Origin of the sequence: Providencia rustigianii DSM 4541, assembly GCF_000156395.1 — a bacterium.
GTDB classification, from domain to species: domain Bacteria; phylum Pseudomonadota; class Gammaproteobacteria; order Enterobacterales; family Enterobacteriaceae; genus Providencia; species Providencia rustigianii.
The window spans coordinates 126,014-150,611 of the sequence record NZ_GG703819.1 but is presented as its reverse complement, the minus strand read 5'-3'; the positions used below and the strand labels follow the sequence as shown (position 1 = coordinate 150,611).

Annotated in this window: 37 protein-coding genes; 24 read left to right on the top strand and 13 right to left on the bottom strand. The window is 40.4% G+C overall.

The genetic code is table 11. From position 1 onward, the window contains the following. Positions 1 to 13: 13 nt before the first annotated feature. The gene (locus tag PROVRUST_RS10590; protein WP_039855071.1) at positions 14 to 274 is read right to left on the bottom strand and encodes a YfhL family 4Fe-4S dicluster ferredoxin; all 261 of its coding nucleotides are present in this window, start codon (positions 272 to 274) and stop codon (positions 14 to 16) included. A gap of 216 nt (positions 275 to 490) precedes the next feature. Here PROVRUST_RS10590 and PROVRUST_RS10585 point away from each other — a divergent pair, with 216 nt between their 5' ends. Then, positions 491 to 1,891: a tyrosine-type recombinase/integrase gene (locus PROVRUST_RS10585; protein WP_006814789.1), complete on the top strand. Its 1,401-nt coding sequence runs from the start codon at positions 491 to 493 to the stop codon at positions 1,889 to 1,891. On the opposite strand, the gene PROVRUST_RS10580 is transcribed toward PROVRUST_RS10585, so the two are convergent. From PROVRUST_RS10580 to PROVRUST_RS10535, 12 genes are all read right to left on the bottom strand, one after another. Then, on the bottom strand, positions 1,888 to 2,151 hold the full coding sequence (locus PROVRUST_RS10580; RefSeq protein ID WP_248696636.1) for a hypothetical protein: 264 nt from the start codon (positions 2,149 to 2,151) through the stop codon (positions 1,888 to 1,890). The genes PROVRUST_RS10585 and PROVRUST_RS10580 overlap by 4 nt on opposite strands. After that, positions 2,090 to 2,329 (bottom strand): hypothetical protein, encoded by a 240-nt coding sequence (locus tag PROVRUST_RS20530; RefSeq protein ID WP_039855069.1) that lies wholly within the window; start codon positions 2,327 to 2,329, stop codon positions 2,090 to 2,092. The genes PROVRUST_RS10580 and PROVRUST_RS20530 overlap by 62 nt, the downstream gene beginning before the upstream one ends. Before the next feature lie 69 nt (positions 2,330 to 2,398). Continuing rightward, a complete protein-coding gene (locus tag PROVRUST_RS19870) occupies positions 2,399 to 2,569 on the bottom strand; it encodes a hypothetical protein (protein ID WP_006661461.1) in 171 nt (56 codons plus the stop codon). Further along, positions 2,569 to 2,736: a hypothetical protein gene (locus tag PROVRUST_RS19865; RefSeq protein ID WP_006660851.1), complete on the bottom strand. Its 168-nt coding sequence runs from the start codon at positions 2,734 to 2,736 to the stop codon at positions 2,569 to 2,571. The genes PROVRUST_RS19870 and PROVRUST_RS19865 overlap by 1 nt, the downstream gene beginning before the upstream one ends. Beyond that, positions 2,730 to 3,323, bottom strand: coding sequence for an HNH endonuclease signature motif containing protein (locus PROVRUST_RS10570; protein ID WP_006814786.1), 594 nt, complete (start codon positions 3,321 to 3,323; stop codon positions 2,730 to 2,732). Before PROVRUST_RS10570 ends, PROVRUST_RS19865 begins: the two co-directional genes overlap by 7 nt. Beyond that, positions 3,320 to 3,550, bottom strand: coding sequence for a hypothetical protein (locus PROVRUST_RS20525; RefSeq protein WP_006660853.1), 231 nt, complete (start codon positions 3,548 to 3,550; stop codon positions 3,320 to 3,322). The genes PROVRUST_RS10570 and PROVRUST_RS20525 overlap by 4 nt, the downstream gene beginning before the upstream one ends. Before the next feature lie 25 nt (positions 3,551 to 3,575). Next, entirely contained in the window at positions 3,576 to 3,755 is a 180-nt protein-coding gene (locus PROVRUST_RS10560) for a hypothetical protein (RefSeq protein ID WP_006814785.1), read from the bottom strand. A 44-nt stretch (positions 3,756 to 3,799) separates the two neighbouring features. Further along, the gene (locus tag PROVRUST_RS10555) at positions 3,800 to 4,300 is read right to left on the bottom strand and encodes a siphovirus Gp157 family protein (protein WP_006814784.1); all 501 of its coding nucleotides are present in this window, start codon (positions 4,298 to 4,300) and stop codon (positions 3,800 to 3,802) included. Continuing rightward, entirely contained in the window at positions 4,300 to 6,306 is a 2,007-nt protein-coding gene (locus PROVRUST_RS10550) for a hypothetical protein (protein ID WP_006814783.1), read from the bottom strand. Before PROVRUST_RS10550 ends, PROVRUST_RS10555 begins: the two co-directional genes overlap by 1 nt. Positions 6,307 to 6,318: 12 nt before the next feature. Beyond that, positions 6,319 to 6,651: a hypothetical protein gene (locus PROVRUST_RS10545; RefSeq protein ID WP_006814782.1), complete on the bottom strand. Its 333-nt coding sequence runs from the start codon at positions 6,649 to 6,651 to the stop codon at positions 6,319 to 6,321. 621 nt (positions 6,652 to 7,272) lie between these two features. Further along, positions 7,273 to 8,430: a type I restriction endonuclease gene (locus PROVRUST_RS10540; RefSeq protein ID WP_006814781.1), complete on the bottom strand. Its 1,158-nt coding sequence runs from the start codon at positions 8,428 to 8,430 to the stop codon at positions 7,273 to 7,275. A 9-nt stretch (positions 8,431 to 8,439) separates the two neighbouring features. Next, positions 8,440 to 9,132, bottom strand: coding sequence for an XRE family transcriptional regulator (locus PROVRUST_RS10535; protein ID WP_006814780.1), 693 nt, complete (start codon positions 9,130 to 9,132; stop codon positions 8,440 to 8,442). A 106-nt stretch (positions 9,133 to 9,238) separates the two neighbouring features. On the opposite strand from PROVRUST_RS10535, the gene PROVRUST_RS10530 reads away from it, so the two are divergent. The 23 genes from PROVRUST_RS10530 (at position 9,239) to PROVRUST_RS10420 (ending at position 24,564) form a co-directional block, all read left to right on the top strand. Then, positions 9,239 to 9,448 (top strand): helix-turn-helix domain-containing protein, encoded by a 210-nt coding sequence (locus PROVRUST_RS10530; RefSeq protein ID WP_039855066.1) that lies wholly within the window; start codon positions 9,239 to 9,241, stop codon positions 9,446 to 9,448. Positions 9,449 to 9,557: 109 nt separating this feature from the next. Beyond that, entirely contained in the window at positions 9,558 to 10,013 is a 456-nt protein-coding gene (locus PROVRUST_RS10525) for a toxin YdaT family protein (RefSeq protein WP_006814778.1), read from the top strand. 17 nt (positions 10,014 to 10,030) lie between these two features. Next, the gene (locus PROVRUST_RS10520; protein WP_006814777.1) at positions 10,031 to 10,255 is read left to right on the top strand and encodes a hypothetical protein; all 225 of its coding nucleotides are present in this window, start codon (positions 10,031 to 10,033) and stop codon (positions 10,253 to 10,255) included. Between the two features lies 1 nt (position 10,256). Beyond that, on the top strand, positions 10,257 to 11,108 hold the full coding sequence (locus PROVRUST_RS10515; RefSeq protein ID WP_006814776.1) for a helix-turn-helix domain-containing protein: 852 nt from the start codon (positions 10,257 to 10,259) through the stop codon (positions 11,106 to 11,108). Beyond that, positions 11,101 to 11,691: an ATP-binding protein gene (locus PROVRUST_RS10510; RefSeq protein WP_006814775.1), complete on the top strand. Its 591-nt coding sequence runs from the start codon at positions 11,101 to 11,103 to the stop codon at positions 11,689 to 11,691. The genes PROVRUST_RS10515 and PROVRUST_RS10510 overlap by 8 nt, the downstream gene beginning before the upstream one ends. After that, positions 11,688 to 13,058 (top strand): replicative DNA helicase, encoded by a 1,371-nt coding sequence (locus PROVRUST_RS10505; RefSeq protein WP_006814774.1) that lies wholly within the window; start codon positions 11,688 to 11,690, stop codon positions 13,056 to 13,058. The genes PROVRUST_RS10510 and PROVRUST_RS10505 overlap by 4 nt, the downstream gene beginning before the upstream one ends. Before the next feature lie 196 nt (positions 13,059 to 13,254). After that, positions 13,255 to 13,491, top strand: coding sequence for a hypothetical protein (locus tag PROVRUST_RS10495; RefSeq protein ID WP_006814771.1), 237 nt, complete (start codon positions 13,255 to 13,257; stop codon positions 13,489 to 13,491). A 113-nt stretch (positions 13,492 to 13,604) separates the two neighbouring features. After that, a complete protein-coding gene (locus PROVRUST_RS19860; RefSeq protein WP_006814770.1) occupies positions 13,605 to 13,775 on the top strand; it encodes a hypothetical protein in 171 nt (56 codons plus the stop codon). A 27-nt stretch (positions 13,776 to 13,802) separates the two neighbouring features. After that, positions 13,803 to 14,144 (top strand): hypothetical protein, encoded by a 342-nt coding sequence (locus tag PROVRUST_RS10490; protein ID WP_006814769.1) that lies wholly within the window; start codon positions 13,803 to 13,805, stop codon positions 14,142 to 14,144. 28 nt (positions 14,145 to 14,172) lie between these two features. Further along, positions 14,173 to 15,057, top strand: a complete 885-nt coding sequence (locus tag PROVRUST_RS10485) for an AbiTii domain-containing protein (protein WP_006814768.1) — start codon at positions 14,173 to 14,175, stop codon at positions 15,055 to 15,057. Between the two features lie 238 nt (positions 15,058 to 15,295). Then, positions 15,296 to 15,889, top strand: coding sequence for a DUF1367 family protein (locus tag PROVRUST_RS10480; RefSeq protein WP_006814766.1), 594 nt, complete (start codon positions 15,296 to 15,298; stop codon positions 15,887 to 15,889). A gap of 11 nt (positions 15,890 to 15,900) precedes the next feature. Next, complete coding sequence (locus PROVRUST_RS10475) at positions 15,901 to 16,215, top strand: Ref family recombination enhancement nuclease (RefSeq protein ID WP_006814765.1); 315 nt, start codon at positions 15,901 to 15,903, stop codon at positions 16,213 to 16,215. Beyond that, positions 16,203 to 16,733 (top strand): antiterminator Q family protein, encoded by a 531-nt coding sequence (locus tag PROVRUST_RS10470; RefSeq protein WP_006814764.1) that lies wholly within the window; start codon positions 16,203 to 16,205, stop codon positions 16,731 to 16,733. Before PROVRUST_RS10475 ends, PROVRUST_RS10470 begins: the two co-directional genes overlap by 13 nt. Before the next feature lie 165 nt (positions 16,734 to 16,898). Continuing rightward, positions 16,899 to 17,096 (top strand): hypothetical protein, encoded by a 198-nt coding sequence (locus PROVRUST_RS10465; protein WP_006814763.1) that lies wholly within the window; start codon positions 16,899 to 16,901, stop codon positions 17,094 to 17,096. Between the two features lie 143 nt (positions 17,097 to 17,239). After that, the gene (locus PROVRUST_RS10460; RefSeq protein ID WP_006814762.1) at positions 17,240 to 18,292 is read left to right on the top strand and encodes a DNA-methyltransferase; all 1,053 of its coding nucleotides are present in this window, start codon (positions 17,240 to 17,242) and stop codon (positions 18,290 to 18,292) included. A 37-nt stretch (positions 18,293 to 18,329) separates the two neighbouring features. Then, a complete protein-coding gene (locus tag PROVRUST_RS10455) occupies positions 18,330 to 18,512 on the top strand; it encodes a hypothetical protein (protein WP_006814761.1) in 183 nt (60 codons plus the stop codon). A 141-nt stretch (positions 18,513 to 18,653) separates the two neighbouring features. Then, positions 18,654 to 18,878, top strand: a complete 225-nt coding sequence (locus tag PROVRUST_RS10450) for a class II holin family protein (RefSeq protein WP_006814760.1) — start codon at positions 18,654 to 18,656, stop codon at positions 18,876 to 18,878. Further along, the gene (locus tag PROVRUST_RS10445) at positions 18,859 to 19,431 is read left to right on the top strand and encodes a lysozyme (protein WP_006814759.1); all 573 of its coding nucleotides are present in this window, start codon (positions 18,859 to 18,861) and stop codon (positions 19,429 to 19,431) included. Before PROVRUST_RS10450 ends, PROVRUST_RS10445 begins: the two co-directional genes overlap by 20 nt. 58 nt (positions 19,432 to 19,489) lie before the next feature. Beyond that, the gene (locus PROVRUST_RS10440; protein WP_006814758.1) at positions 19,490 to 19,867 is read left to right on the top strand and encodes a hypothetical protein; all 378 of its coding nucleotides are present in this window, start codon (positions 19,490 to 19,492) and stop codon (positions 19,865 to 19,867) included. A 223-nt stretch (positions 19,868 to 20,090) separates the two neighbouring features. Continuing rightward, a complete protein-coding gene (locus PROVRUST_RS10435) occupies positions 20,091 to 20,342 on the top strand; it encodes a hypothetical protein (RefSeq protein WP_006814756.1) in 252 nt (83 codons plus the stop codon). Positions 20,343 to 20,435: 93 nt separating this feature from the next. After that, entirely contained in the window at positions 20,436 to 21,455 is a 1,020-nt protein-coding gene (locus PROVRUST_RS10430) for a terminase small subunit (protein ID WP_006814755.1), read from the top strand. A gap of 198 nt (positions 21,456 to 21,653) precedes the next feature. Continuing rightward, positions 21,654 to 23,057, top strand: coding sequence for a phage terminase large subunit (gene terL, locus PROVRUST_RS10425; RefSeq protein ID WP_039855062.1), 1,404 nt, complete (start codon positions 21,654 to 21,656; stop codon positions 23,055 to 23,057). Positions 23,058 to 23,061: 4 nt separating this feature from the next. After that, a complete protein-coding gene (locus PROVRUST_RS10420; protein WP_006814753.1) occupies positions 23,062 to 24,564 on the top strand; it encodes a phage portal protein in 1,503 nt (500 codons plus the stop codon). Positions 24,565 to 24,598: the final 34 nt, after the last annotated feature.

Genomic DNA, 24,598 nt, shown 5'->3' with positions numbered 1-24,598 from the left:
CAAACTTTTGATGTTAGATTTTATCTGCGTGGTGGATCATGACAAACTTATCCCATAGCTGTTCTTGGGATTCAGTTCGTTCAGGGTCGGTAATAATGGTATTTGTGATAGGGCAGACAGACTGACAGGTTGGCTTGTCATAGTGGCCAACACATTCAGTGCATAGGTCAGAATCTATTTCATAAATTTCCTGTCCCATGAAAATAGCATCATTAGGGCATTCAGGTTCACACATATCGCAATTAATACAGCGTTTTGTAATTAATAATGACATATCAATAATTTACGTTTAATAAAGTTAATAATCAGTAACTTAAGTTCTATCCGTATTCGTTACTTTCGTCCGGCTATTGTGTTTTTATACAGTATGTTTTACATTGAGAAACCAAGATTCGTAACACAAAACAGCAACACATACCTATTTTACAGCTCTAAAAATACCTAGTGTGTGAGCTTTTAATTTAATGTGTTGATATGACGAGGTATTTCAATGTCAAAGTTAGCAACACAAAAGCCCGATAGCACTAATTCTGATGAATATGCCGACGCATTACAGCGTTGGGAGTCATGCAAGCCACCGTACACAAGTACACACATGAGAATCTGTGTTGCGGCTGCAAAAATCATTTTAAAACACATCAACAAGCCACGTCGATCTAAATACGAAAAAGAGCATTACCTGCGTATTGATTTTAGCAAAGCCGGTAAGGTAACAGTATACGCCGAATTCCCCAAACATATGGAAGTCAAAGGTCAAAAATTAGGTGAGTTTCCAGAGTTATCATTACCTATCGCAAGAGAAAAAGCTCAATTATTAGCTGAGCAAGGGCTAAGGGCTGAGTCAGTTCATCAATTAATAGATGCATACGAAAAGGATTTAGCTGGCAAAGTTTCCCGAGCAAAGCTTAGCGAAAATAGCTATGCGACATATTGCTGCAGAACAAAACAAATAAAAGAATCCTTTGGTAGCAGAGAAGTTTTCAGCGATATGAAATACCCAAGGCTAATTGAAGTTATCGATTCATGGGTACAGACTAAATCAAACAATCAGGCATTGGAGTTATTTGCAGAGTTGCGCCGGTTTTGGAAATTTGCCGCCCCTGTTTATTGCAATGGGATAAATATAGCCGCAAGCATTCCCGACGACTATGTTTCCTCTCGAGTACAAAAGCCTTTACCAACCAAACGATACACAGATATAGAATCGATCTCCACTCTCTGGATTAACGTTGCGTCATGTAGTTCCGTTCATCAAAAAAATGCGGTTAGATATATGATCTTAACTGGCGTTAGACCGATAAACATTGCAAATTTGCGATGGGACTATGTTGATTTGGATAATCTAGAAATTACTTATCCAGCGGGGCTAACGGGAATGCGAGGGGCAATGAAAACGCAGAAAGAATTCAAGTTCCCAATCACTAAAGCAATGAAGGCTTTACTTGATGAGCAGCTATCGTGGCGTGAGTCTTCAGTTAACTGCAATCGTGATTATGTATTTCTGCAACCACGAGATCCATCACTGCCTTTTTCAAAACGTTCTTTGGATAAATTGGTGAAAACATATAGCCCGGAAGGGGCGGTGAAAGGGGTAGTACACGAAGGGACGGTGAAGGGAAAATCCGGCGCATTCAATACGATGTGCCGGAAATTTTTCAAAAGTAACATCATTGCTCAAATGCGCCAAAAGGGATATTCACGCTCAGATACAAAAGAGATAAGCATACTATGCCTACATCATTCTGACAGAAGTGAGGACCGTATGGCTGAACACTATGATTTTTCTGATGAGATACTACAGGAAGAAATAGCGCTAAAGCGTCAGGCTTTTGAAGCTCATGAAAATAGTATTTTGACTCAAGTAGCGCTATTACGTAGGAAAATGGGTTAGTAAACTTTGCGGCATTTTTCAATAAATGCTTTAACATTTTTATACTCGTACCTAACGACTTTTTCGGTAAAACAAATAGGTGCGAGTATTTTTCTATGTTTATGATTGTTATTCCAATCAGCCAAAGTTTTAGGGCTAATGCCACCAATGAGAACACATACCTCTTGAATACTTAATAAATCATCATCATGGTATTTTTTAGGGGTATTCATCTCTTCTTTTTTTGTTTTGCGTTCTACGCAAGCGCTTTCTGTTACCATCTTGGTCTTGCCTCATAATTGATGAAATAATTTTATCTGTAGTATCACAAGCACGTTTTATTTCCGCTTCAGTGCATGGTCTGTTTTTTACACTAGAGGCTAACTTGCCTAGCTTGATATCGAATTCAGTTAATAATTGATCCCCAGTTCTCCAAGGGGTTAATTGCGGTTGTTTCATGGTGGTCATCCATTATTGAATAAACCACCATGTTAATTATTACTAAAGAACAAAACTGATTAAGCTTAATCAATTTTTAGCCGGTATAACCGAATCAACCGGGTAACACTCTGCGATATTCCCTTTTCCGGCTTCAATTTCTCTATCGATTAAACAATTAATTTCATCAGGATAGATATAGCCATATGGCTCAAACTGGCAATTCATTGCACTGCATACGAGTAAAAATAAGCCAAACATTATTTCCCACCTTGCTGTTTCGATACCGGTGGCTGTATTTCAATTTTGATATTTGCCGGCAAATCATAGGAGACTTTGCAACGGCGGTCAGTTGAAATAAAACCGTACGATCCATCAGGTAAGATAATTTTCACTTCCTGGTCTTTTTGATGCACATGTCTTAGCATTGGTCTTGCCCCTTATTTTCTATGCTTCTAATTGCAATTTTAATTTTAGCCAATTGCAAGATAGCCGGTTTATATTCAGCTGATACACCAGAAAAGAAGCGGTTCATTACTCCATGCTCTGGTTTAGTAATCATCATTAAATTCTCAATGGTGCAGTTTAATGGGTTGCCATCTATGAATTTGATAACATGACCTTTGGGTATCTTTCCGTTACTCTTTTCCCATAGCAAAATATGTTTAAATTTCCACTCGCTCGGCAAGCCTGTTTTTACTTTGATATATCCAGTTGTAGCTATGACTTCTGCGCCAATTTCATGGCGGTTATGAGGAATATGATTCTTTTTAAAAGATCCTGAATTTGCCCCCTTTAAACCTTTAATACCTTTATTGGCGGGTATATTTCCTTTAATAAACACTCCAGACCTACCAGTTTTCAATTTCAGGCTTTTACGTAACCCATTGATCATGTCTTTTGATCGAGTGGTACCGAACCGGCTATTAAAGTTAATGGTGAGTTGAGGGAGCGATAATAGGTAGTTTTTACGCATCCAATCACGCATTTCTTCGTTATAAGAAAATCGGCTCATTTTTTAACTTCCAGATAATTAGGGGCGTCTTTAATACGCCCTTCACTAGCCATACGCTTAACACTAATCGCCAACTGCCCATTATTGACGATTTGTGATGCAACTGCGGATAAAGCCTTTGCACGCCCAATCTCCTCTTTAAGTTCCTCCCCTTTAAGATCTTCATCAGACAGCCTTTCCAATTGCATGAACAAGTAGTTATGTAAATCTTCTAGGTTATTTTTCATAATAAATACACCGTGACATGTCACGCTAGTGAATAATTACCGATGATGTTGGGTAGCCTAGTTGCAGTAAAACCGCTTTTTTTACCATTGATAGAGTATGTTCTTCTTGAGTTGTCACATGCTCAGTTGTATCTGTAGACCACTCTACGCTGCACTTATTGCTTGCTTCATCGTGAGTAATAATCACTTCAAGTTTCATAGCCATAATGTCTCTCCTGATAATGCGCCCAGTAATGGGCGCTATAGGTATTAACGAACTTGCAGAGTACGCGCCCCAGTTTCAAGGTGTGCTCCATCTATAATTTCACCTTTATCAATACGCGCTTTAATTGCTTTTTTATCGGGTGCAGTCACAGTTTGAACATCAATTAATTCGTCAGGAAGTAATGATTCATCATCAATGACAACAGATACAGTGCCTTTTCTTGCTGTAAACGTATTTCTCAACGTTTTTAAGCTATCTTTTCCAGATGTTAATAAACACGTTAAGGCATACTGTTTTAAGTTTTTAATTTGATTATCGAATTGGTTTTTACGCTCAGCTAGACGTTTCGATTCTTTACTTAGGGTTTCAGCTTGCCCTTCAATATTACGAACGTGAACCATAATTGCGTCTAGCTTATCGCCTAATTCACCTTCAAGACCTTCTAACGTATCTGCGACATCTTCTGCAGAGAACTCACCCGACTCAACGAGCTGTTGTAATTTGTCATAATCAGCCGCTATTGCGATTGCCTTTACCTTGGTCATTAGATTGCCTCTTCTTTTTGTTTCAGTTGGTCTAAACACTCATCTTCAATTTCTTTTAATCTGCGAAGACGACCGTTTAAATATTTTTCATATTCAGTATCACCACGTTGTTTAGCTAATTTAGCGTGGGTTGAGATTTCACGGGTAAGGGTTGAAGTAATACCACGTAATTCATTTGCTGTGACAGCACTGCGCATAGTCTCAGTGTGTCGAGTGAATTTCTCGTCTAACTCTTTACGAACGCGAGTTGTATCTTCGGCATTGTCTGTCGCTGCTTTGATTTCATACTCGAGTTTATTGCTTGCAACATATTCAGGGTTATCGTGCATTCCCATAAACACATCAGAGCTGAATCCAAGCATCGATAATGCTTTCTTAATTGCATCGGTGAGTGATTTTTTAATTACTTCACCGTCGACTTTGATACCGTAATTAGTTTGGTATCGATAAGGTGTGGCGCCGTAACTTTCGAATTCACCGCGTAATCCACGTTCAGTGTTGTACCAGAACTTAATTTTGAGTGAATGGTTCTGTTCACAAAATAATGAACCATCACTATCACGTAAAAATTTAGTTGCTACTTGTTTATTACGTTCATCGAGAACGGGTTCTACGAGTGGCTTCCCATCAATGAACTTTTCTTCAATAACTTCATATCCCCATCCTTCACCGATAGGACCAAAGATTTCAGTCGCACGCATAAACATGTAAGTGCTGTTAATGCTGGTACCAGTAAATCCCATACCCTCTAAAGGCTTGGTAAATCGTGCGTCAGTGCGCTGCACGCGCTTCCAAATGCTGAGGTGGTCGTTATTGCCTTCGAGCACTTCATCGATAACTGTTGCACGATGTTCAAAATCATCTTGCTCAGCAGTTACAGCGGAAATTGGTTTAGTAACTGCTGGTGTTTCTTTAGTTTCAATAGCAACGGTTTCAGGTTCTTTTTCTTCTTTAGCCGGTGTTTCTTTTTTCTTACTGCCGCGTCTGGTTTTTTCTTTGGTAACGGGCTCTTTGGGATCTTCATCATTAGCCGGTTTGGTACCTAAGTTATCAACTGAAAAACGACCATTACCTAAGGAGGTTACTTTTGGATTTTCGGCACCAAGTTTTGCATCGATAAACGCCTTACGGGCATTGGCATCATCAAATAATTCAGGTTTCTCGCGTGCCTCAGACACTAATGCGAAGATGTTTTCGCGCGGTATATCGAGAACGCTAGGGAGTGTGCGCAAGTCCATTGATAAACGTTTCCATGCTTTATCTTCAGCTGCTATTAATTCTTTAGCTTTACGGATATCAGCACTACGGATAGCGTCAAAATCAACATCACCAATTAATGCGAGGGCAACCTCCATATCAAGCGTGGCGTAGTCACGTTTGAGAATTGGCTCATCGTTTTCACTTTTTGTTGCGGATGTCACTTCCAGCTTAGGTTCTTCTTTCAAATAACTTTTACCGAGGGCGGTAGCATCTTCAATGGTGATTTCATCATCAGCGAACTCAGAAACGGCTTGTGCAATTTCGATAGTTTGTTCTGCATCCATCGTGCATACAGCACTGATTTTAGCCAGCCCTTTACCGATATTACGGATTTTTGGCTGATCGCTGCCTTCGTGCACGAATTTGATAGCTTGGCTATATTCCGCATCTGTAAACTGAGTTTTGCCATATAGCAGGGTTGCAGCAATACGGACCATCGGCGCTAATTTATTAAAGTCTTTATAAACGATAGGCTGCCAGCTAGTGCCGTTAAATTCATTTTGAGAAGCAAATACTTCATCAAATTCACCGATAGCAGGGCGAGGGGATCCCATAGCATCTTCACAAACGATAGGTTCGTCAGTGTTGAAATTATCCATGGCTTCCGGATAAGATTCTGAAAGCTTGATCATTGCTGATGCGCTAGCTAGCTTTTCGTTAGTTGCATTTAAAGCGATAGTTAATGGTACTGCTCCGTTGGAGCGAGCCTCGGTCGTTGGCTCAAATACACAGATAAAAGTTTTCATTGGTCTTGCCTCTTAATAGGGGATTTCTTCGTCAATTTTAGAAATTGGCTTGCCTTCTAAACAAAGCAGCATTTGGATCTGATCTTCAAGTAAGCTTGATTTCACCTGCGCATCAGCAAGAATTTTATTTTGCTCTTCGCGTAATATCTCAATTTCAGCACTTACTAATTGCTCTGAGGTTAATTCTTGAAATGGAATTTCAACGGTATGTTCTGATACAACGAAACCTACACCTAAACTAACATCGGCTTTAAATGTGAATGCTGCGTAGTGATATGAACCGTCAAATTGCTTTCGTGCGTGGATGTAAAGCGTAACGCTTAGGGTTTTAGGTTGTGCTTTCATAGCAGCTCCTTTAAAATAACTGTGATCAGTGATTTATCATTGGTCTTGCCTCTTCTAGCGTTTGGTCGCGCTAGTAGAATTCTCGGTTAGCTTTGGTCGGCGACCCGAGGTAAAGGAACCCACTTCGGTGGGTTTTTTTACGTCTGTAAATCAATGCCCGTCTTTCCGAGCTGTCAGGTCTTGCCTTGTAGCTTTGGTCGGTAACTAATTAAATTCCCTGGTACTGCAAAAATTCACTGTTATGTCGTGGTAATCATGAAAGGTCGCGATGAGAGCTTTGGTTCTCCTCCGACATAACAGCAAAACTAAATTTGGTTTGAACACCTATCAAAACACTTGCTGTGAGGTCTTGTTTGTTTCGATGTTTGTAATATACAAGATAAATTGTATTAAAGTAAATGAAAAACTTGTTTAAATTTGTATTGCTTGTTTATTTGTTTGTAGTTGGTTGTTTTTATGAGGATATTTATTTTGTTTAATTTTGTGGAAAAGAGGTGGGGATCACATCAATGTATGCAGAAATGGTTTTTACATTGAATGAGGTGTGAATAGAGAAACAGAGGATAGAAGGAAACAAAAAGCCCTTACGTTAAGCAAGGGCAGAAAGGTATTACACAATAATTATTCGCTAGCTGATTTTTTTCTGAAGTTTTCATCGTTTTTTACATATTCAAACGAATCAAGAATGATACCTGTTATTCTTAATATATCTTCAGGGGATTGAATTGTGATGCGGTTATTTGTTAACTCTAAACCTGCGCGCTTTATTTCATTACCTAATAGGTCAGTAATCTCTATCGGAACCATGAGATAAGCACTATTTTTCTTATCGTAGAATCTAACTATCCAACGATTAACTTTACCTTGATATAGGATACCAAAGTAAGACTCAGTATCTTTATATTCAATTTCATTACACCCGGTGATCTGTTTTATTTTTTCAAATAAAGTTAATTCATTAGTGGTGGTAATAATGTTTGGATTATCAGGATCAATAATATCTTTTAATTCATTAGACTCTTGAGTTTCCTCTGTTGCTGTTTCTACGGGCTCTTCGCCATAAGCAAACTTACCAGATAAGCCTGAAACTACCATTGCACTGACAGAACGTTCAACAGCTTGCTTGACTAGAGGGGTTATAGAATCGATAAAGCGCTGATTTAATTGTCTTTCAACATTCGAGCGGCTAGCAACATAGCGAACAAACTCACTATCAACATCTCTTAGACTTGAACTAATAGTTTTAGTGAAAGCAGATAGATATACGCTCTCTTCAGCTAGAGTTCTTAATGCTTCAGGTTTGAATTTATCGTGTCTAAAGCGAAATAATTGACCTGCATCTGAATCACTAATTTCATCCATTCTAATGCGTAAGAATGGAGTTGGATCCATAACGTTTTTTTGTTTCAAATCAGTAAAGAAACGCCATTCCAATCCATTAGTTATAGCTGATATAGTGACTTCAGGTGTGGAATTGAAATATCTAGAAAGTTGAGGGCAATGGTTATCTAATTTTTCAAAATAACATTTGGCTTCAATGAACATAACGGGAACATCTTGGCAAAAGAGCGCATAGTCAACACGCTCATTTGCTTTTACACCAGGGAAATCAGCGCCGTATTCTGCCTTAACTTTTTGTGGGTCATAAGGGCTAAAGCCGAGGATATCGAGAAAAGGTAGTATTAACGCCTGTTTTGTGGTTTCCTCTGTTGAGCAGTGTTGCCCAACCTGTTTTACATGGTCCACATGATTTTTAAGCTTTAACTTGAAATTTTCCATAGAGTTACCTTAGTAATCAAGAACAGAATACCAAAACATTCTGCCGATAATCGTCACGCTGTCTTCATCAGCTTCTTCATCTTCATATTCATCACGGTTATAACTGCGAATAATTAGTTTTCCACCTGGTCTTCTATATAACATTTTTAAGCGTTTTAGACCGTCTTGGTCTATAGCGTAGACTTTACCATCAATTATTTTTTTATTTGCCATGTCAATTGCTACAGCTGCATTGTTAGGTATTACTGGTTCCATGCTATCCCCATTTGCAGGAAAACATGCAATAGTTGATCCATCAGTAGGTGCGCCAATTCGACGTAGTGTTGACTTAGAAAATCTCAATTTAAAGCCGTTATAATCAATATCAATACATCCGCCATTACCACAGGCAAACTCTATATCTTTGTAGAAAGGAACTTCAACCTCATCAGATTCTAATGGGGTTTTACTATCCCATGACTTAATACTTCCCCACTCGTTTTCCGGAGGGAGTGAGTCATTGTTGTTTTCTCTTCCTGTTACAAGCCAATCAACTGAGCAAGATAATGCTTTTGCTAATTCAGGTAAAAATCTAGGGCGCTTAGTTTTTCCGCTTTCTAGTTGTTCTATCGATTGCTGGGTAGTTCCAACGGTTTCAGCTAACTCTGCCTGAGTCAGATTGAGAAGAATTCTTTTATTTTTAACTCGTTCAGAAATCGACATATAACCCCCTAAAAAATACAAGAAGATGATTACAAGAAAACCTGTAATTGACAAACAAGTTAGTTTGTTTTTAAATACAAGAAACTTTGTTAAAAAGGAGACGCAAATGAATACGCTTTCAGAAAGAGTTAAGAGTCGCCGAGTTGAACTCAATTTAACTCAGTCAGAACTTGCAGATATGGTTGGATTGAAGCAGCAATCTATCCAGCAAATTGAATCAGGACTTATAAAAAAACCTAGATTTATTATTGAGATCGCAAGTGCTTTAAAGTGCGAACCATCATGGTTAATCAGCGGTAGTAAGAATGTTGCCTAAAATCATGTTGTTATTTTAAACATATGCAGCTCACTGTTTATTAGTGTATTTGATTAAAAAATAAAAACTGATTCTTAATAATCAATTTTGCGACAGGAGACGCGAGTAGATGAATTTTGATATCGATATTGTCCGTTCTGAAATTGAGGATTGGGCAGCGGAGCAAGGTCAAGAGCATGTAGCTATTGAGGTTAGCCGTGCTTATTTAGGCATTGTAAAAAACAGGTCACAAGTGCGTTTGCATGTGATCGAAGACGAATCGGGTAGGGCTGATTGGAAAGCGATTAATAATAACCGGCAACAGATATTTCGTTGGTTGCGTGGTGATTCCCCCGCATCTATCAGAAAAATAGTTGAGTTAATGCCGGCAATAGAAATTGCATTACCGGCATCGAGATTAGCTCGCATTCGTGGTGATACAAAAAATTACCTAGCTTCAATTGCAATACAACGATTTGCTGAGGCAATTAGCGAAATTTTATTAGAGGGTCGTGACATGTCACACCATATTAATAATGCAGTCATTGCGTTAAATGCGATACCACGTCAGACCAGCGTGCATTAATTCAAGAGGCAAGACCAATGCTAAGAACAATTGAGAAAATAACCTATCGCAATGGTTTTTTGTTGAACGGAGAACCAGCGGATAGAGAGAAAATCGAAGACGTTTTCGAGGGTAGAAGAGCGGCTGCGCTAAGCGTTTGGGAACAGTACGAACAACAAAAACAAAAGCTGCTTTCAAAGAAACTCACGCCGGAACAGTACCAGAACGCCTGCCGTGATATAGCTAAAGCACTGGGGGTGTGAAGTGAGTAATAAAATTCAAGGTTATGTTTGGGATGCTTGCGCAGTTTCTGGCGTTAAAGGTACCAAATTAATGATCATGGTTCGCTTGGCTGACTACTCGAGTGATGAAGGTGTTAGTTACCCTAGTGTAGAAACGATTAGTCGACAAATTGGAGCTGGTGTCAGCACTATTCGTAGCGCTTGTAACGAGCTTGAGCAAGATGGTTGGTTAGTTAAAAAGATGCGTAGAAATGGAAATAGAAATGCATCAAATTTGTATTTTTTGAATGTTGATAAGTTGGAAAAAATAGCACTTGAGGAAAATGCAAAACTAAGAAAATTGCGCGAAAAAGCATCTAAATCTCACCATCCAGATTCTGAACGTTCAGATTTTGACCGTACAGAAAACAATGAAAAAGTGAGGTTTGACCCTCCAGTTTCTGGCGTTCAAGATGGTTTTCACCCTCCAGAATCTGGAGGCGATCCATCAGTAAATTCAAAACATGATCCATCAGTAAATTCAAAAGAGGATCCATCAGTTCAGGTTGAGCCAAAAAAATCGAAGAAATTATTCGATGCAAAATTGGCTAAACCCGAAAACGTGAGTGACGAAGTTTGGTCAGATTGGATTACTTTCCGAAAGGAAATTAAAAAACCGCTGACTGAAACTATGTGCAAGCAGCAAGCAAAAAAATTAGCGAAGTGTTCTGATGCCGATGCCGTGATTTGTAATTCGATTGCCAATGGTTGGCAGGGGATATTTCCAGATAAAGTCATAGCCAAGGTTAACAAACCTAATTCGCATACTGGGTTTGGTGACAAGCACTATGAATCTCAGGATCCGCACTGGTTTGTTGGAGGTAAAAATGCCTGAACAAGATTTATTGGTTAGTGTAAATATTCCTCCGCGTTTTGCTAGTACAACCTTTGAAACATTCAAAGCAACTACGCAACCGGCTAAACATAATCTCATGATCTGCAAACAGTACGTAACAACATGGAACGACAGGAAAAATGCAGGAGAGGGGCTTGTACTGTGTGGAATGCCCGGAACAGGTAAAACCCACCTTGCAGTATCGATCGCCCGTGAGATTGCCGGAGGTTTACAGGAATCGGTATTTATCACTACAGCAGCGCGTATCATTCGCGCATTTCGTAGAACGTGGTCAGGAAATTCAGAATTTAGTGAACTGGATGTGCTAGCAAAATATTGTGATCCCGACCTGTTGATAATTGATGAAATCGGTGTCCAGTACGGTACTGACTCGGAACGAAATATTTTGTTCGAAGTGATTAATGATCGTTACGAAAGTTTATTGCCGACTATTTTAGTTAGCAATTTACCGTTGAATGAGCTGGAAGAAATGCTTGGTGAACGTGTAGTAGACCGATTATTACAGGGTGGTACCGTGCTTACATTCAATTGGGCAACATACCGCAGAGGTAATCACTTATGATGGATGAGCGCGATTTAGAGGGGGCAGTGATTAGCGGTTTTCTTGCTGGTGGGGCTTCTCAAGACGCTTATGAGGTATTGGCTACATTACCTGAAGAGGCATTTAGCTCAAGTTATTATCAGCGTGTTTATCGAGAGATAAAAAAACAAGCACTAACGAGTTCGTTAATTGACCCATTTTTTATTGCGGATGCTTTAGGTGATAAGGGCGATTTAGCTAATTTATTGGAGCTTGCCAAATCACCGGTATGGAAAGCTAATCTGAAAGGGTACGCATCCAAAGTTCATAGTTACTTCCGTGTTCGCCAAGTCATTCAACTGATGGCTAAATATCAGACCGTTATCACTGAGGCAGGCAACCATGAGCAAGCCGAAGAGTTGATTAACCAGTTTGCAAATCAGATTGGTCAGCTCACTGCCGGTAGCCAAAACCTGTTACCCGTTCATCTAAATACTCTGATTGAAGGATATGTTGAAGTCCTCGAACGTAGAAACTTAGGTGAAGATATTAGTGGAATGATTAAGACGGGCATAGAAGCATTAGATGACAAAATCGGAGGGTTTAACCCGACTGATTTAGTTTTCATTGGTGGTCGTCCGGGGATGGGGAAAACAGAACTTGCTTTAACCATGATTGAGGGTATGACCCGTGATGGCGGTGGAGCCTTACTATTTTCCATGGAAATGGCGAATCAACAAATAGCGGAACGCATGATCGCAGGTTCATCACAGTTACCTGTATCAACACTAAGAAAAGGGCAATTACATGATGAAGACTGGGCAAGATTGAGCTCTGGCTTAGCGCATTTAATGGATCGAGATATTCACATCATCGATGCTAGTAACTTAACAGTAGAGCAAATATGCGCAATTAGTGAGAACCATAAGCGGCAGTATCCAAACTTAAAAGGGATTTTCGTTGATTATTTAGGTCTCATCAAAAAGCCGAAGGCAGAGCGTAACGACTTGGCTATAGCAGCAATTTCAGCCGCATTGAAAGGGCTGGCAAAACGACTTCATACACCAACAATCGCCCTAAGCCAGTTATCACGTGACGTTGATAAACGCCTATTAAATCAACGTCGCCCTGTTGCCGCTGATTTACGTGATTCTGGTAGTTTAGAGCAGGATGCAGACTACATCTTATTCACTTACCGCGATGTGGTTTATAACCCGAACAGCCCAGCTAAAAACTATGCTGAAGTTATTGTGGATAAAAACCGACACGGTGAAACCGGTACCATCTACCAAGAGTTTAAACACGGACATTACATGCCGACCGACCAAATTACGGCAACGGAAGTGTCCAGAATGCAACAGCAATCACAGAGTGCTAAACCACGCAAATACGCAGAAAAGGCATTTTAAAAACTTATTGAGGCAAGACCATGACAATTAAAGACCCAATCACCGGTGAGTCACTCGTCCGGAGCAATCACCCCATATTGCCCGATGATGGTTTGGATCATACACCATGTCACATTGAGCTTATTCAATCAGCTGCGCGAGCAAGAACTAAGGCGCCATATCAGCAAATTTTAAAACCACAAAAGCCGAGGTAGTTATGTCTGGGCAATCAAGTTACTTGCCTGATGGATTGCCTCACAATCGCGCTTTGTGGTCAGAAGAATATCGCGAACTGGAGCAACTTGATTTATTCGCTAGCCGGCTAATTCGGCAACTGAAAAATCGAAAAATAAACAGAGAGCGTGTGCTGGTGGAAATTGAAAAGGCGCCAGAGGTACATCGAGAGTTTTTTAGAGATAGGTTGAACTATTGGCGTCAATTAATGCAGGTATGAAGCATACACTCTTGGAAAAAATAAAATTACTCCCATCATATAACTAAACATTTTATAGCGGATATAAGACCGTCTTGTCATAAGGTTATTAAATGTAGTTAGTTGGAGTGAAAATGAAAAAATCGGTTTATAAAGCAAGTGGTTTATGGGACGAAAAATCTTTCATAACTCTTTTCGTCGCTTCAAGTGAAAAAGATGTACTTTCAACAATAGCATTTTGGGCAAATCTAAATGGCGCTAGAGTAGATGAGTTATCTATTGAGCGTTATTGCTCAGTGCATTAACCAAATTGATATGAAGAGGCAAGACCAATGGCTAAATCAGCAGCAGAGCGCAAGGCTGCCCAACGCAAACGCCAGCGTGAAGCTGGCTTTGTTACCCCGCAGTGGCAAGTTGAATCAGAAGAACATGAAATGATTAAGCGTAATTGTGCATTGCGTAGACCAGGACGTGATTCCTATGATGAGAGTGAATATATTCAGATGCTCATACGGAATGATGATACAAGACTTCAGCGCGAGATTGCGGAATTATCCAATCGTTGTTGTGGTAAATGTGGTGAACGTCTACCAGTGACGGAATGTTGCCTTGATGGTGATTCTAAATGCTGGTTAACCAATGGGTGGCACGGATTAAAATTGAAGGTAGAATAAAATATAAATTATTTAAAGAGGGATTAGTATGTCTATTTTAGCTGAGATACAGCATGATGCGATCAACCCAGAAGTAAGAGTCGCTGACTTATTACGCAAGTGTTTATTTCTAGCTAGTAAAACTGGTAGTGATGATTTTAAAAATTGGGTTTTACATGAACTGGATGGATATCCAAGTTATGACGATGTTCCTGATTACCGTATTATTTCATGCCACTCGAAAGGAAGCTTCTCGCGATATGGTGGTATACTAAAAAACCTTCCAATTGATTTAAGTATACTACCAGAAGAGTATACTGAATTATTTGGTAAAATGGTTGTTACTAATACAGTTGCATCTATAGAGGGGTTACTACAAACCTCAGAATCTCAAATTGTTAAAAGTAATTGGAATGCTGAAGCTACTAGACTTGTCAGTGATAAAATATATCAAGGAATGTATTGTATTGAAGCATGGAATGAAACAGCTATTCATTTAATGTCTGGCATTCTGGATAGTGTTAAAACTAAAGTGCTGAGCATTGTTTTGGAATTGGAAAATAAATTACCAGATATTGAGGAGGTTAAATTGTCTAAATTAGATGAGAAAGTAGTTACTCAAGTTTTTAATAATATTATTAATGGTAATGCAAATATAGCGAATAGCGGAGAGAACTTCACTCAAAACTTACAAGTCCAATCTAATGAGCTGGTAGATAAGTTAGTTCATGAATTGATAGATTTAAAAAGGCAAGGGAAAGATTGTGAGGTGATTGATTGCTTAATTTCTCATGTGGAGTCCATAAAACAAGTAAAGGACAGACAAGAAGGGCTTGAGAAAGTGGCAAAAATTTCGAGCATAGCTGCAAATAGTGTCACTGTTCTTCCTGTTGTTGGTATGTATATTGGCAAACTAATAGAATTATTTTCATAGTTAGATAAAGTTTGAATTTTATCTAATTATGAAAAATTTATCTCGTAGAGATAATAATGGCAATAAAAGTCATTTAAATATATTTTTTATTATTGATCATTTCGTTGTGTGTAATATGAAAATTAGGCAAGGTAACTATAATTGGTTGATGGATTTTTCTTGAGTCAGAAAGTAGAATAGATACCATTGGTCTGAACACCCAATCTTAACACTTGCTGTGCCTACTGAGAGAAAAACTATGGCACAGCATGGCTTTATCAAAATGTCTAACGACACTCTTGTACCTGCTAATCCAGCTGCGAGAGATTTTCTGCATTCAAAAATCAAATGTGGTGATGTGCTTTATGCTGATTTTAAGAAGGCACGAAACCCACGATTCCACCGTAAATACTTCGCTTTACTCAACCTAGGGTATGAATATTGGGAACCAACCGGTGGCACTATTTCGCCTGAAGAAAAAGAGTTAGTTCGTGGTTACGTTAAATTCCTCGCTTACTACACCGATAATGATGATGCCCTCCAATCTACCGCAGATGTTTATCTCGATGATATAGCAAAAAAACGCGCTCGCAATATTTCAGCCGCTAAATCCTTTGATGCCTTTCGCTACTGGGTCGTTGAGCAATCTGGTCACTATGAAACTTTTGAAATGCCAGATGGCAGCCTACGCCGCGTTGCTAAATCAATCAGCTTTGCAAAAATGGATGACCTAGCCTTTGGCGAACTCTACAAAGCCACGCTCGACGTGCTTTGGAACTTCATTCTATTCCGTAAATTCCCCACTCAAAAAGCTGCTGAAAATGCCGCGGCTCAGTTATTAGATTTTACCTAGAGGCAAGACCAATGACCAAAAAATCAAAGACCAAAGAAGATAAACAATGGCTATCAGATGTAACCGAACTTGGCTGTATTTGTTGTCGAAATATGGGGTATGGACCATCACCAGCAGAAATCCATCATGTACGAGCAGGGCAGGGAATGGCGCAGCGAGCTAGTCATAAAGATGTTTTACCGTTATGTCCTCCTCATCACCGGGCTAGTTATGATACCGGCTTTCATGCGGCACCCAAAACATGGCAAGAAATTCACGGTAACGAAATCGAGTTATTAGAACAAACGAAAAAAGAAGTAATGGAGCTGCGCGCATGTCGAGTATAAAAAGTATTTCTGATGGTCTTGTGCTCGATCCAGAGCGAGAAGCATGGCTTCAAAATTGGCTGGCTAGATTTGGCGCTTGGGTTTACAGCGGAAGACTTGAAAAAAGACAAAGCAGCATGATAGCTGAGTTTATGGCTACAGTAGAGCGAAGAAGTTATCCAGATAGACCAACATGTAGTGATGATGATGGTCTATTAATTCATGACGTAGTCGATCAAATTTATCATCTCGATACCATCGCATTTAAAATGCTGTTAAGTCGTTATGTTTACTGTGCGTCCGATAGGGCTATCGCTAGTTCTTATTATGAAAATTGTGAACCTAGAATTATGCCACGTAGAAATGGATTACTTAGAAAGCGTAAGCCATCAATATCTACTTGCCGGCGAGAAGTTGAGGTAATTCTAAAATCAACTGAATATTTATTGTACCAACCATTAGTAGATGCATTTAAAAATAGAGAAAAAGAAGCGATATTGAAGAGAAACTGCAAAAACGTGTTGACTTCTTTGAATTAATGAGCCACTATTTCACGGTAAGTTGCCGATTTTGTAACTTGACCAACTAACCCAGCCATTGCGCTGGGTTTTTTGCTTTCTAAAGTAAGTAAAGCTTGCTGTCACCCTTGTTCAGAGTTACATGTGTGTTCACGACCAATAACTGACCAAAGGTATAGAAATATCATGTTAAAACATATTGATATGACAGAAGAGGCAAAAATTGTTTTAGAAGTTGTTCCACACTCCTGGTGGGCAACAATAGAAGAAATTTCAGGTTACACTGAATTAGCAAAATCACGCTGTCAGTTGATATTAACGCAACTCGCGATGGCGGGATTTATCAAAGAAAACATCAAAGAAAACACATTCCAAAATATCTAGTGCTGTGAAAATGGGCGACTGTAAAGGTGTTGGTAGCACCCTTACAGTCATTCGCCCGTTCCGGTAGATCACGGACAAACTAAAGCCCACTGCTTATGTGCACAAAGCATGGTGGAGCTTATCAAAAAAGGTTTCCCTGATCTATGAAAAATACTGTAAATTTAAACAGTGTCAATTTGGTTAATGAAGACTCACTCAGCTACATAAAAACACTTCCAGACAACTGTATTGATTTAATCGCAACTGACCCGCCATACTTTCAAGTAAAGACGTGCAGTTGGGATAATCAGTGGGAAAATGTTACTGCATATCTATCTTGGCTTGATGACATGCTGGCGGAATTCTGGCGTGTACTAAAGCCAAACGGTAGCTTATATATGTTTTGCGGTTCAAAACTTGCCGCAGATACTGAGTTGTTATTGAGAGAACGCTTTAACGTCCTGAATCATATTATCTGGGCAAAGCCATCAGGGCCATGGCGTAGAGCATGCAAAGCTGATCTACGCAGTTTCTTTCCAAGTACAGAAAGAATTTTATTCGCTGAACATTACCAAAGCCCATACAAAGGCAAAAGCAGTGACTATTTACAGCAGTGTAAGCAGCTAAAAGAAAATGTGTTCAAGCCTTTAATTGAGTATTTCAAGCAATCGCGTGAATCGCTTGGAATAACAGCTAAAGAAATCAAGCAAGCCACGGGTAAACAAATGGCATCGCATTGGTTCAGTTATAGCCAATGGCAATTACCTAGCGAGTCAGACTATCAGAAGTTACAGGATTTGTTTCATCGTGTAGCAAATGAAAAATTCAGAGAAAACCCGTTAAATCGCAATCACTTAGATTTGCTAGAAATCCAAGCAACGCTTAATCGTGAATATCGAGAGCTAGCTGAGCAGTACCAATTATTACGGCGCCCTTTCTCTGTAACTGTTGATGTTCCTTATACCGATGTTTGGACTTACTCGCCGGTACAATATTATCCCGGCAAGCATCCTTGCGAAAAACCTGCGGTAATGATGGAGCACATTATTAACAGTAGCACCCGAGAGGGCGACGTAGTTGCTGATTTCTTTATGGGATCAGGCGCAACAGTAAAAGCTGCATTAAAACTTAATCGTCGTGTTATTGGCGTTGAGTTGGAAACAGAGCGTTTCGAGCAAACGGTATTGGAGATAAATGAAGTAAACAATAATAAATAGTACAATATGCCGTCTATTATTGTGTAAGGAGCGGTATATGTCCGGCGGTATTATTGATTGCCCTCATTGCGGACGCAAGCTTGGGTATGAAGAATGGGGCGTTGTAGGCCCCGGTGGTAAAGAAAAAGAACCGGTTATTTGCCCATATGAAGATTGCAGCAAAATAATCTTTGAAGAAATGATTAACGGTATTTTTAGAAGTAGAAAAGTAACAAATTAATTTTTATCACATCCTGATGGCTAAGCAATGCTTAGCCTTTTTCATTTTTTAAATTCCAACTGAGTTTATTAACAACCACTAGATTTTTTATCTGGTGGCTTTCTATTAACTAAATATCAGGCACTCCGTAGGGGGTGGTATATGCGTATGGATAAATTAACGACTGGCGCCTCCTATGCTGCTTCGACAGGTTCAACGTTTTACTGGTTAAAGCAATTATTAGATGGTTTTTCATCGGAACAATGGGCAGCGATTGGTGTGCTCGGGAGCCTGCTTTTAGGTCTGGCCACATTCTTAACAAACCTATATTTCAAACGAAAAGAAGATAAGCGCAGAGAGGCGGTACATGGCAAAGATACCAAATAAAATAAAAATGGCCGCTGCAGCTGGTGGATTGATGACATTAACTGTTGCAATGGTTACTGAGTTTGAAGGGTACAAGCGCAAGCCATACTTGGATCCGGTAGGAATATTAACTGTGTGCTATGGACACACAGGTTCTGACATTATCCCCACCAAAACCTATACGGAAGCCGAGTGTAAAGCGCTATTAGAAAAAGACTTAGCAATCGTTGCTAAAGCGGTAAATCCACTAATTAAAGTCAATATTCCTGATTACACCAGGGCGGCTCTTTATTCATTTACTTATAACGTCGGAACCGGTGCTTTCTCGCGTTCTACGTTACTCAAAAAACTCAACGCAGGTGATCCAATTGGTGCTTGCAATGAACTTAAACGTTGGATTTATGCCGGAGGTGTGAAATGGAAAGGATTAATGACAAGGCGCGAAGTGGAAGAAGCTGTATGTCTTGGCGAGTTTGCTTATGTTTATCCGCTTTCATTATCGGGATACCCATCTTCTTGGCAGCTGGCGTATACGTACTCAGAGACAATACCTGCGGTGGTACTGACAAAGTAAGCCTAGAAAAACGCTGTCAAAGTGCGGTCAATTACAATAAAGCCAAGCAGGTTAACTTATGAAGATAGATAACTCGTTTTGGCTTTTTTTAATGTTAGTTGCTGTTAGTTGGTTGGCATTGACACTTTATGATAATAACACTGCAGTTAATAGCGACAACGACAAGTTAAAGCAAGAAAACATCAAACAAAGTGCGGTCATTGCCCTTCAGTCATTTCAATTCAATCGCTTTAATCAGATAGCAACAACAGCATACCGGAACGGCATTCAAGCTGATGCGAAAGCGCAGGAGAAAATCATTGAATATAAAACGATACTCAAAGCAGAGTCTTCTTGTGATTCTCTTGTGCCTCAGCTTGTTACTGATGGCTTGTTCGAGTACACAAACGAGCTACGAGCGCGCGCAATGCGTTCCAATTCCATCGACGTTAACTAATTCTGTGGTACCGCCATTGCCGCCTGACAGTGACGGAAAAACCTTATCATTCAAAGCGTCTGTATTATGGAACAGATTATTGCTAGGAACGATAGAGAAGGCGAATACGCAGTTTGAAGCCATCCGAGAAATTGAAGCTTCTAGAGGTAATAATTAACCCAGTGTAAATATGCTAAAATTATCAACTACTATAATTATTCATAGAAGCTAAGGAGTATGTAGGATGGAAGGTTTGAAGTTGTTAGATCCGTGGATTACATCTGATACATATGGGCGTGAAGAGGGTGGGGATATTGAATTATTTAATACAGTTGTATTGAGGCTATTGGAGAGGCATCCCGACATAAATGAAGATATGTTTAGAGAATACTTATTAGGTGTCAAAGGGGATGATGAATATTGGCGCGAAGTCGCTAAAGATTTTTCATCAAAATATGGTGCCATTAGAGATTTTTATCAATATCTAAACAAATAATATACAAATTATTACGTTATTTATATCTATGATAGCCAATCACAAAGCCTACTTTCGAGTGGGCTTTTTTATAGGTTAAAGGAGATAAACACGATGGCTAAACCGGATTGGGGGACGCTACAACAACAGTTCCTCGCCGCTCACGCCGAATCAGGAATATCCCCGAAAGAGTGGTGCGAAGAACAGGGACTTAATTACGCAACTGCGCGTCGATACATCAAGATATCAAATGCGCAGAGTGCGCAAAAAACTGCGCACAAGAAATTGCGCACTGCGCACGATAAAGAATGCGCAAAAGAGCCAATACACGATAGTGATATATCAATTGCGCAGAGCGGTGAACAAGATAATGCGCACAATGATGAAAACACGTTTAACCTGCGCAACTACAAGCTTACAGACCTACAATTTCGTTTCGTCAATGAGTATCTTATCGACTTAAACCGTACTGCTGCATACAAGAGAGCAGGTGGTAAATGTAATGGACATAATGCCTACGCTAGCGCAAGTCAGATATATAGAAATATTGAGGTCAATCGAGCAATCAGAGACGCGCTAGCTGAACGAGAACGCAGAACTGAGATAACCCAAGATGCCGTATTAAAAATGTGGTGGGATATTGCGACTGCAGACGTTAACGAGCTGACTGAATATCGTCGATTGTGTTGTCGTCATTGCTGGGGCTTTGGTTTTAATTATCAGTGGCGTGATGCGGTTGAATATGAAGATGCTGTGAAAAAAGCCATGGCAGCGAATAAATCACCTCCACAAGATGTTGGTGGTTACGGTTATGATGACACGTTAGACCCTAACCCTGATTGCCCTCGATGTAATGGCGCGGGTATTGGTCGTGCGCATTTTCATGATACGCGCGATTTAGCCGGCGCAGCTCGTCGTTTATTCGCCGGCGTGAAAGAGGGTAAGTTTGGCGTCGAGGTGATCACTCGTAATCAAGATGACGCGCTTAAAATGGTTGCACAGCATTTAGGTATGCTGAAAAACAGAACTGAAGTAACTGGTGCGGATGGTGGGCCCATTCAATCAACAGGAATCGATCTAAGCCACTTAAGTTTTGAGCAGCTCATGCAGTTGAGGAAAAAATCGAAAAGTTGACCTTATTTAACATAATGGTGCTTACATGCCCTGCGACTTTTCAACTCAATTAAAATGTCACTCTAAACCGATAAAAGCCTAAATCTTCTCTTTGAATTTGGGCTTTTTATTTGTTGCTAATTTGTTATCAAAAACTCATTTTCCGTTTCACTGTCCTTTTGAAGTGAAGTGGCTATTTCTTACATTTTAGGTATGGCTATGGATATCGATTTCAGCTTATTTGATGAAGAGATCGAAAGGGAGATAGCACGCCGTAGTTTGCATGAATTCATTCAGTATATAAACCCTGAATACATCACGAGCCATTTCTCTCAAACGGTGTGTGATGCGCTCGATAGGTTTATCATTAAGATGATGAATGGTGAGCGACCGGTGATTATTTTAGGCGCTCCCCCTCAGCACGGTAAGTCCGATATTGTTTCTCGCTACTTACCTGCTTACATCTTTGGTAAATATCCCGATCTGCGTATAGCGGGTTTGTCGTACGGCAAAGACCTAGCCAGTGATATGAACCGTGATGTGCAGCGGATCATGATGAGCGACGAATACGCTGCGCTGTTCCCTTTGTCATGTTTGAATGCCAAGCGCGTTGTTACCATCGAGGTAGAAGCAAAGCGTAACTCAGAAACGTTCGAAATTGTGGGTAGAAAAGGGACATATATCAGTCAGGGTGTCGGTGGTCCATTAACAGGTAAAAAAGTTGATCTTGGTATTATCGATGACCCCATAAAAAACGCCAAAGAAGCATTAAGCCCAACGACCAAGCAGTCAGTCTGGAACTGGTATGTGTCCACATTTAAAACCCGCTTATCGAAAAATAGTGGCGAGATCATTATGGCTACACGATGGGCAACCGATGATTTATCGGGTCGTGTAATCGAAAATAACAAAAAGGCGATAGTATTAGAATTTCCAGCTATTAATGACGATGGGGAAGCCCTAGTTCCTGAATTGCACCCAATTGACAAACTTCTAGAGACTAAAGCAATCCTTGGTGATTATTTTTGGTCTGCCATGTATCAACAAAAACCTAAGCCGGGTGATGGTCAAATCTTCCATGAAGAGTTTGCGCGCTATTACTTGCCAAAAGATCTGCCTGAGTCCTTTGATGAAATTATTCACAGCTGGGATATGACCTTTAAAGATAGCGATGGTACCGACTATGTAGTAGGACAAGTCTGGGGTAAGAAGGGGGCGAATGCGTATTTGTTGTATCAGATTCGTAAGCGTATGAGCTTCACGGAAACACTCAAAGCCGTGAAGCTATTGGTTGAGAAATATCCACAGGCGAGGAGAAAGCTAGTAGAGGATAAAGCTAACGGTCCTGCGGTCATTGATTCACTAAAATCCATTATTTCAGGTCTTGTTCCGATTGAACCAGATGGTAGCAAAATCGCCCGCGCACACGCCTGTACAGCAGAATGGGAAGCCGGAAACGTCTGGCTACCACACAAAGCTATTGCACCGTGGATCACTGAAACGGTGGATGAAATCACAACGTTCCCGTTTGCTGGTCATGATGACACTGTGGATGCCATGACACAGGCATTGCGTTATCTGTTCCAGAAAAAGAAAGGCGGTTTCTTTACAACCAAGAGGTAATTCTATGTGGCCGTTTAAAAGGCGAAAAATTGCAGAGCAGATTGCACCGCCGAAGCGGTCAGCGTTTACCACGGATTTGTATCCTGCATTAGCAAAAGAGAATGGGTTTAACGGGTTAGCATTACCGCAGCCGATGATTAACGGTGTGGGGATGGACAGTATTGATACCTCCGTTCCCTCATTTAAATGTGAGCAAGTTTATGGCGTTCCCGAGTCACAGGCGGCTTGGTATGCCTCGCAAATGTTTATTGGCAACAATATGTGCGCCATTATTGCGAAGCATTGGCTAGTTGATAAGGCCTGCAACATGCCAGCTCGTGATGCTATCCGTCAGGGCTATGTTGTTGATTGCGATAATGACGATGATAGCGCGATTAGCAAGAAGCTACGCAAGCGCGATAAAAAGTATCGCATACAACATCAACTCAAGGAGCTAATTCACTTTGGACGCGTGTACGGTGGTCGATTGGCTCTGTTCGTGGTGGAAACATCAAATCCTAAAGAATGGTATGAGAATCCGTTTAATCTCGATGGTGTGACTAAGGGGATGTACAAGGGGATTAAGCAAATTGATCCACAGTGGGTAACGCCTGATTTAACTGACTCCAACATTCAAGACCCGGCAAGCATGGATTTCTACGAGCCGACGTATTACGTCATCGGTGGCCGTAAATACCATAAATCGCACTTTGTTAAGTTTGTGCCGTTCCCTGTGCCTAATGTACTTAAGCCACTTTATAACTACTTTGGTGTATCAGTGCCAGAGCGCATTTATGAGCGTGTCTATGCATCAGAACGTACAGCCAATGAAGCACCGCAACTGGCAATGACCAAACGGTTATTAACTATTGGCATGGCTGACCCTGAAGGAGCAGATAAAAGTACTATTCAGGAGAACATGATTTATTTCATGGAGATGCGCGATAATTATGGCGTACAGGTGATGGGGAAAGAGGACGTTGCTCAGCAGTTCGATACTTCGTTAGCGGATTTAGATGCCACCATTATGACGCAGTACCAGTTAGTTGCAGCGGCGGCAAACGTACCTGCTACTAAGTTGCTGGGTACCACACCAAAGGGATTTAATGCCACGGGAGAGTATGAAGAGTCGAACTACCGTGAAGAGCTAGAAAGCGTCCAATCAAACGACTTAGACGAACTTTTACAGCGACATTACGACATGTTGATGCGCAGTGAAGATCTACCGCTGACTGAAATATCGGTCACGTGGGCGCCACTCGATAGCCCAACAGCGGCAGAGAGTGCAGATATTGAGTTGAAATCAGCTCAGACGGATGCGGCTCTAGCGGCTACTGGCGCCATTGATGGGTTAGATATTCGTAAAAAAATCGCAGCCGATAAAGAGTCGAGCTATTACGGCATTGATGTGAACGAGGACGATTATGTCGAGGAGAATACGAGTCCGAACGAAAAAGGCGAAGTGGGCAACCTCTCGCCAAGCGGTATTGAAGGGCAAGCCTCTACAGTACTCAGCAGCGCCATCTAGCCGTTATCAACGTGACATGTCACGTTTAATTAGT

Coding starts and splice junctions, on each gene's coding strand:
- PROVRUST_RS10590 (WP_039855071.1), bottom strand. CDS start 274: ATGTCATTATTAATTACAAAACGCTGTATTAATTGCGATATGTGTGAA.
- PROVRUST_RS10585 (WP_006814789.1), top strand. CDS start 491: ATGTCAAAGTTAGCAACACAAAAGCCCGATAGCACTAATTCTGATGAA.
- PROVRUST_RS10580 (WP_248696636.1), bottom strand. CDS start 2,151: ATGGTAACAGAAAGCGCTTGCGTAGAACGCAAAACAAAAAAAGAAGAG.
- PROVRUST_RS20530 (WP_039855069.1), bottom strand. CDS start 2,329: ATGAAACAACCGCAATTAACCCCTTGGAGAACTGGGGATCAATTATTA.
- PROVRUST_RS19870 (WP_006661461.1), bottom strand. CDS start 2,569: ATGTTTGGCTTATTTTTACTCGTATGCAGTGCAATGAATTGCCAGTTT.
- PROVRUST_RS19865 (WP_006660851.1), bottom strand. CDS start 2,736: ATGCTAAGACATGTGCATCAAAAAGACCAGGAAGTGAAAATTATCTTA.
- PROVRUST_RS10570 (WP_006814786.1), bottom strand. CDS start 3,323: ATGAGCCGATTTTCTTATAACGAAGAAATGCGTGATTGGATGCGTAAA.
- PROVRUST_RS20525 (WP_006660853.1), bottom strand. CDS start 3,550: ATGAAAAATAACCTAGAAGATTTACATAACTACTTGTTCATGCAATTG.
- PROVRUST_RS10560 (WP_006814785.1), bottom strand. CDS start 3,755: ATGGCTATGAAACTTGAAGTGATTATTACTCACGATGAAGCAAGCAAT.
- PROVRUST_RS10555 (WP_006814784.1), bottom strand. CDS start 4,300: ATGACCAAGGTAAAGGCAATCGCAATAGCGGCTGATTATGACAAATTA.
- PROVRUST_RS10550 (WP_006814783.1), bottom strand. CDS start 6,306: ATGAAAACTTTTATCTGTGTATTTGAGCCAACGACCGAGGCTCGCTCC.
- PROVRUST_RS10545 (WP_006814782.1), bottom strand. CDS start 6,651: ATGAAAGCACAACCTAAAACCCTAAGCGTTACGCTTTACATCCACGCA.
- PROVRUST_RS10540 (WP_006814781.1), bottom strand. CDS start 8,430: ATGGAAAATTTCAAGTTAAAGCTTAAAAATCATGTGGACCATGTAAAA.
- PROVRUST_RS10535 (WP_006814780.1), bottom strand. CDS start 9,132: ATGTCGATTTCTGAACGAGTTAAAAATAAAAGAATTCTTCTCAATCTG.
- PROVRUST_RS10530 (WP_039855066.1), top strand. CDS start 9,239: ATGAATACGCTTTCAGAAAGAGTTAAGAGTCGCCGAGTTGAACTCAAT.
- PROVRUST_RS10525 (WP_006814778.1), top strand. CDS start 9,558: ATGAATTTTGATATCGATATTGTCCGTTCTGAAATTGAGGATTGGGCA.
- PROVRUST_RS10520 (WP_006814777.1), top strand. CDS start 10,031: ATGCTAAGAACAATTGAGAAAATAACCTATCGCAATGGTTTTTTGTTG.
- PROVRUST_RS10510 (WP_006814775.1), top strand. CDS start 11,101: ATGCCTGAACAAGATTTATTGGTTAGTGTAAATATTCCTCCGCGTTTT.
- PROVRUST_RS10505 (WP_006814774.1), top strand. CDS start 11,688: ATGATGGATGAGCGCGATTTAGAGGGGGCAGTGATTAGCGGTTTTCTT.
- PROVRUST_RS10495 (WP_006814771.1), top strand. CDS start 13,255: ATGTCTGGGCAATCAAGTTACTTGCCTGATGGATTGCCTCACAATCGC.
- PROVRUST_RS19860 (WP_006814770.1), top strand. CDS start 13,605: ATGAAAAAATCGGTTTATAAAGCAAGTGGTTTATGGGACGAAAAATCT.
- PROVRUST_RS10490 (WP_006814769.1), top strand. CDS start 13,803: ATGGCTAAATCAGCAGCAGAGCGCAAGGCTGCCCAACGCAAACGCCAG.
- PROVRUST_RS10485 (WP_006814768.1), top strand. CDS start 14,173: ATGTCTATTTTAGCTGAGATACAGCATGATGCGATCAACCCAGAAGTA.
- PROVRUST_RS10480 (WP_006814766.1), top strand. CDS start 15,296: ATGGCACAGCATGGCTTTATCAAAATGTCTAACGACACTCTTGTACCT.
- PROVRUST_RS10475 (WP_006814765.1), top strand. CDS start 15,901: ATGACCAAAAAATCAAAGACCAAAGAAGATAAACAATGGCTATCAGAT.
- PROVRUST_RS10470 (WP_006814764.1), top strand. CDS start 16,203: ATGTCGAGTATAAAAAGTATTTCTGATGGTCTTGTGCTCGATCCAGAG.
- PROVRUST_RS10465 (WP_006814763.1), top strand. CDS start 16,899: ATGTTAAAACATATTGATATGACAGAAGAGGCAAAAATTGTTTTAGAA.
- PROVRUST_RS10460 (WP_006814762.1), top strand. CDS start 17,240: ATGAAAAATACTGTAAATTTAAACAGTGTCAATTTGGTTAATGAAGAC.
- PROVRUST_RS10455 (WP_006814761.1), top strand. CDS start 18,330: ATGTCCGGCGGTATTATTGATTGCCCTCATTGCGGACGCAAGCTTGGG.
- PROVRUST_RS10450 (WP_006814760.1), top strand. CDS start 18,654: ATGCGTATGGATAAATTAACGACTGGCGCCTCCTATGCTGCTTCGACA.
- PROVRUST_RS10445 (WP_006814759.1), top strand. CDS start 18,859: ATGGCAAAGATACCAAATAAAATAAAAATGGCCGCTGCAGCTGGTGGA.
- PROVRUST_RS10440 (WP_006814758.1), top strand. CDS start 19,490: ATGAAGATAGATAACTCGTTTTGGCTTTTTTTAATGTTAGTTGCTGTT.
- PROVRUST_RS10435 (WP_006814756.1), top strand. CDS start 20,091: ATGGAAGGTTTGAAGTTGTTAGATCCGTGGATTACATCTGATACATAT.
- PROVRUST_RS10430 (WP_006814755.1), top strand. CDS start 20,436: ATGGCTAAACCGGATTGGGGGACGCTACAACAACAGTTCCTCGCCGCT.
- terL (WP_039855062.1), top strand. CDS start 21,654: ATGGATATCGATTTCAGCTTATTTGATGAAGAGATCGAAAGGGAGATA.
- PROVRUST_RS10420 (WP_006814753.1), top strand. CDS start 23,062: ATGTGGCCGTTTAAAAGGCGAAAAATTGCAGAGCAGATTGCACCGCCG.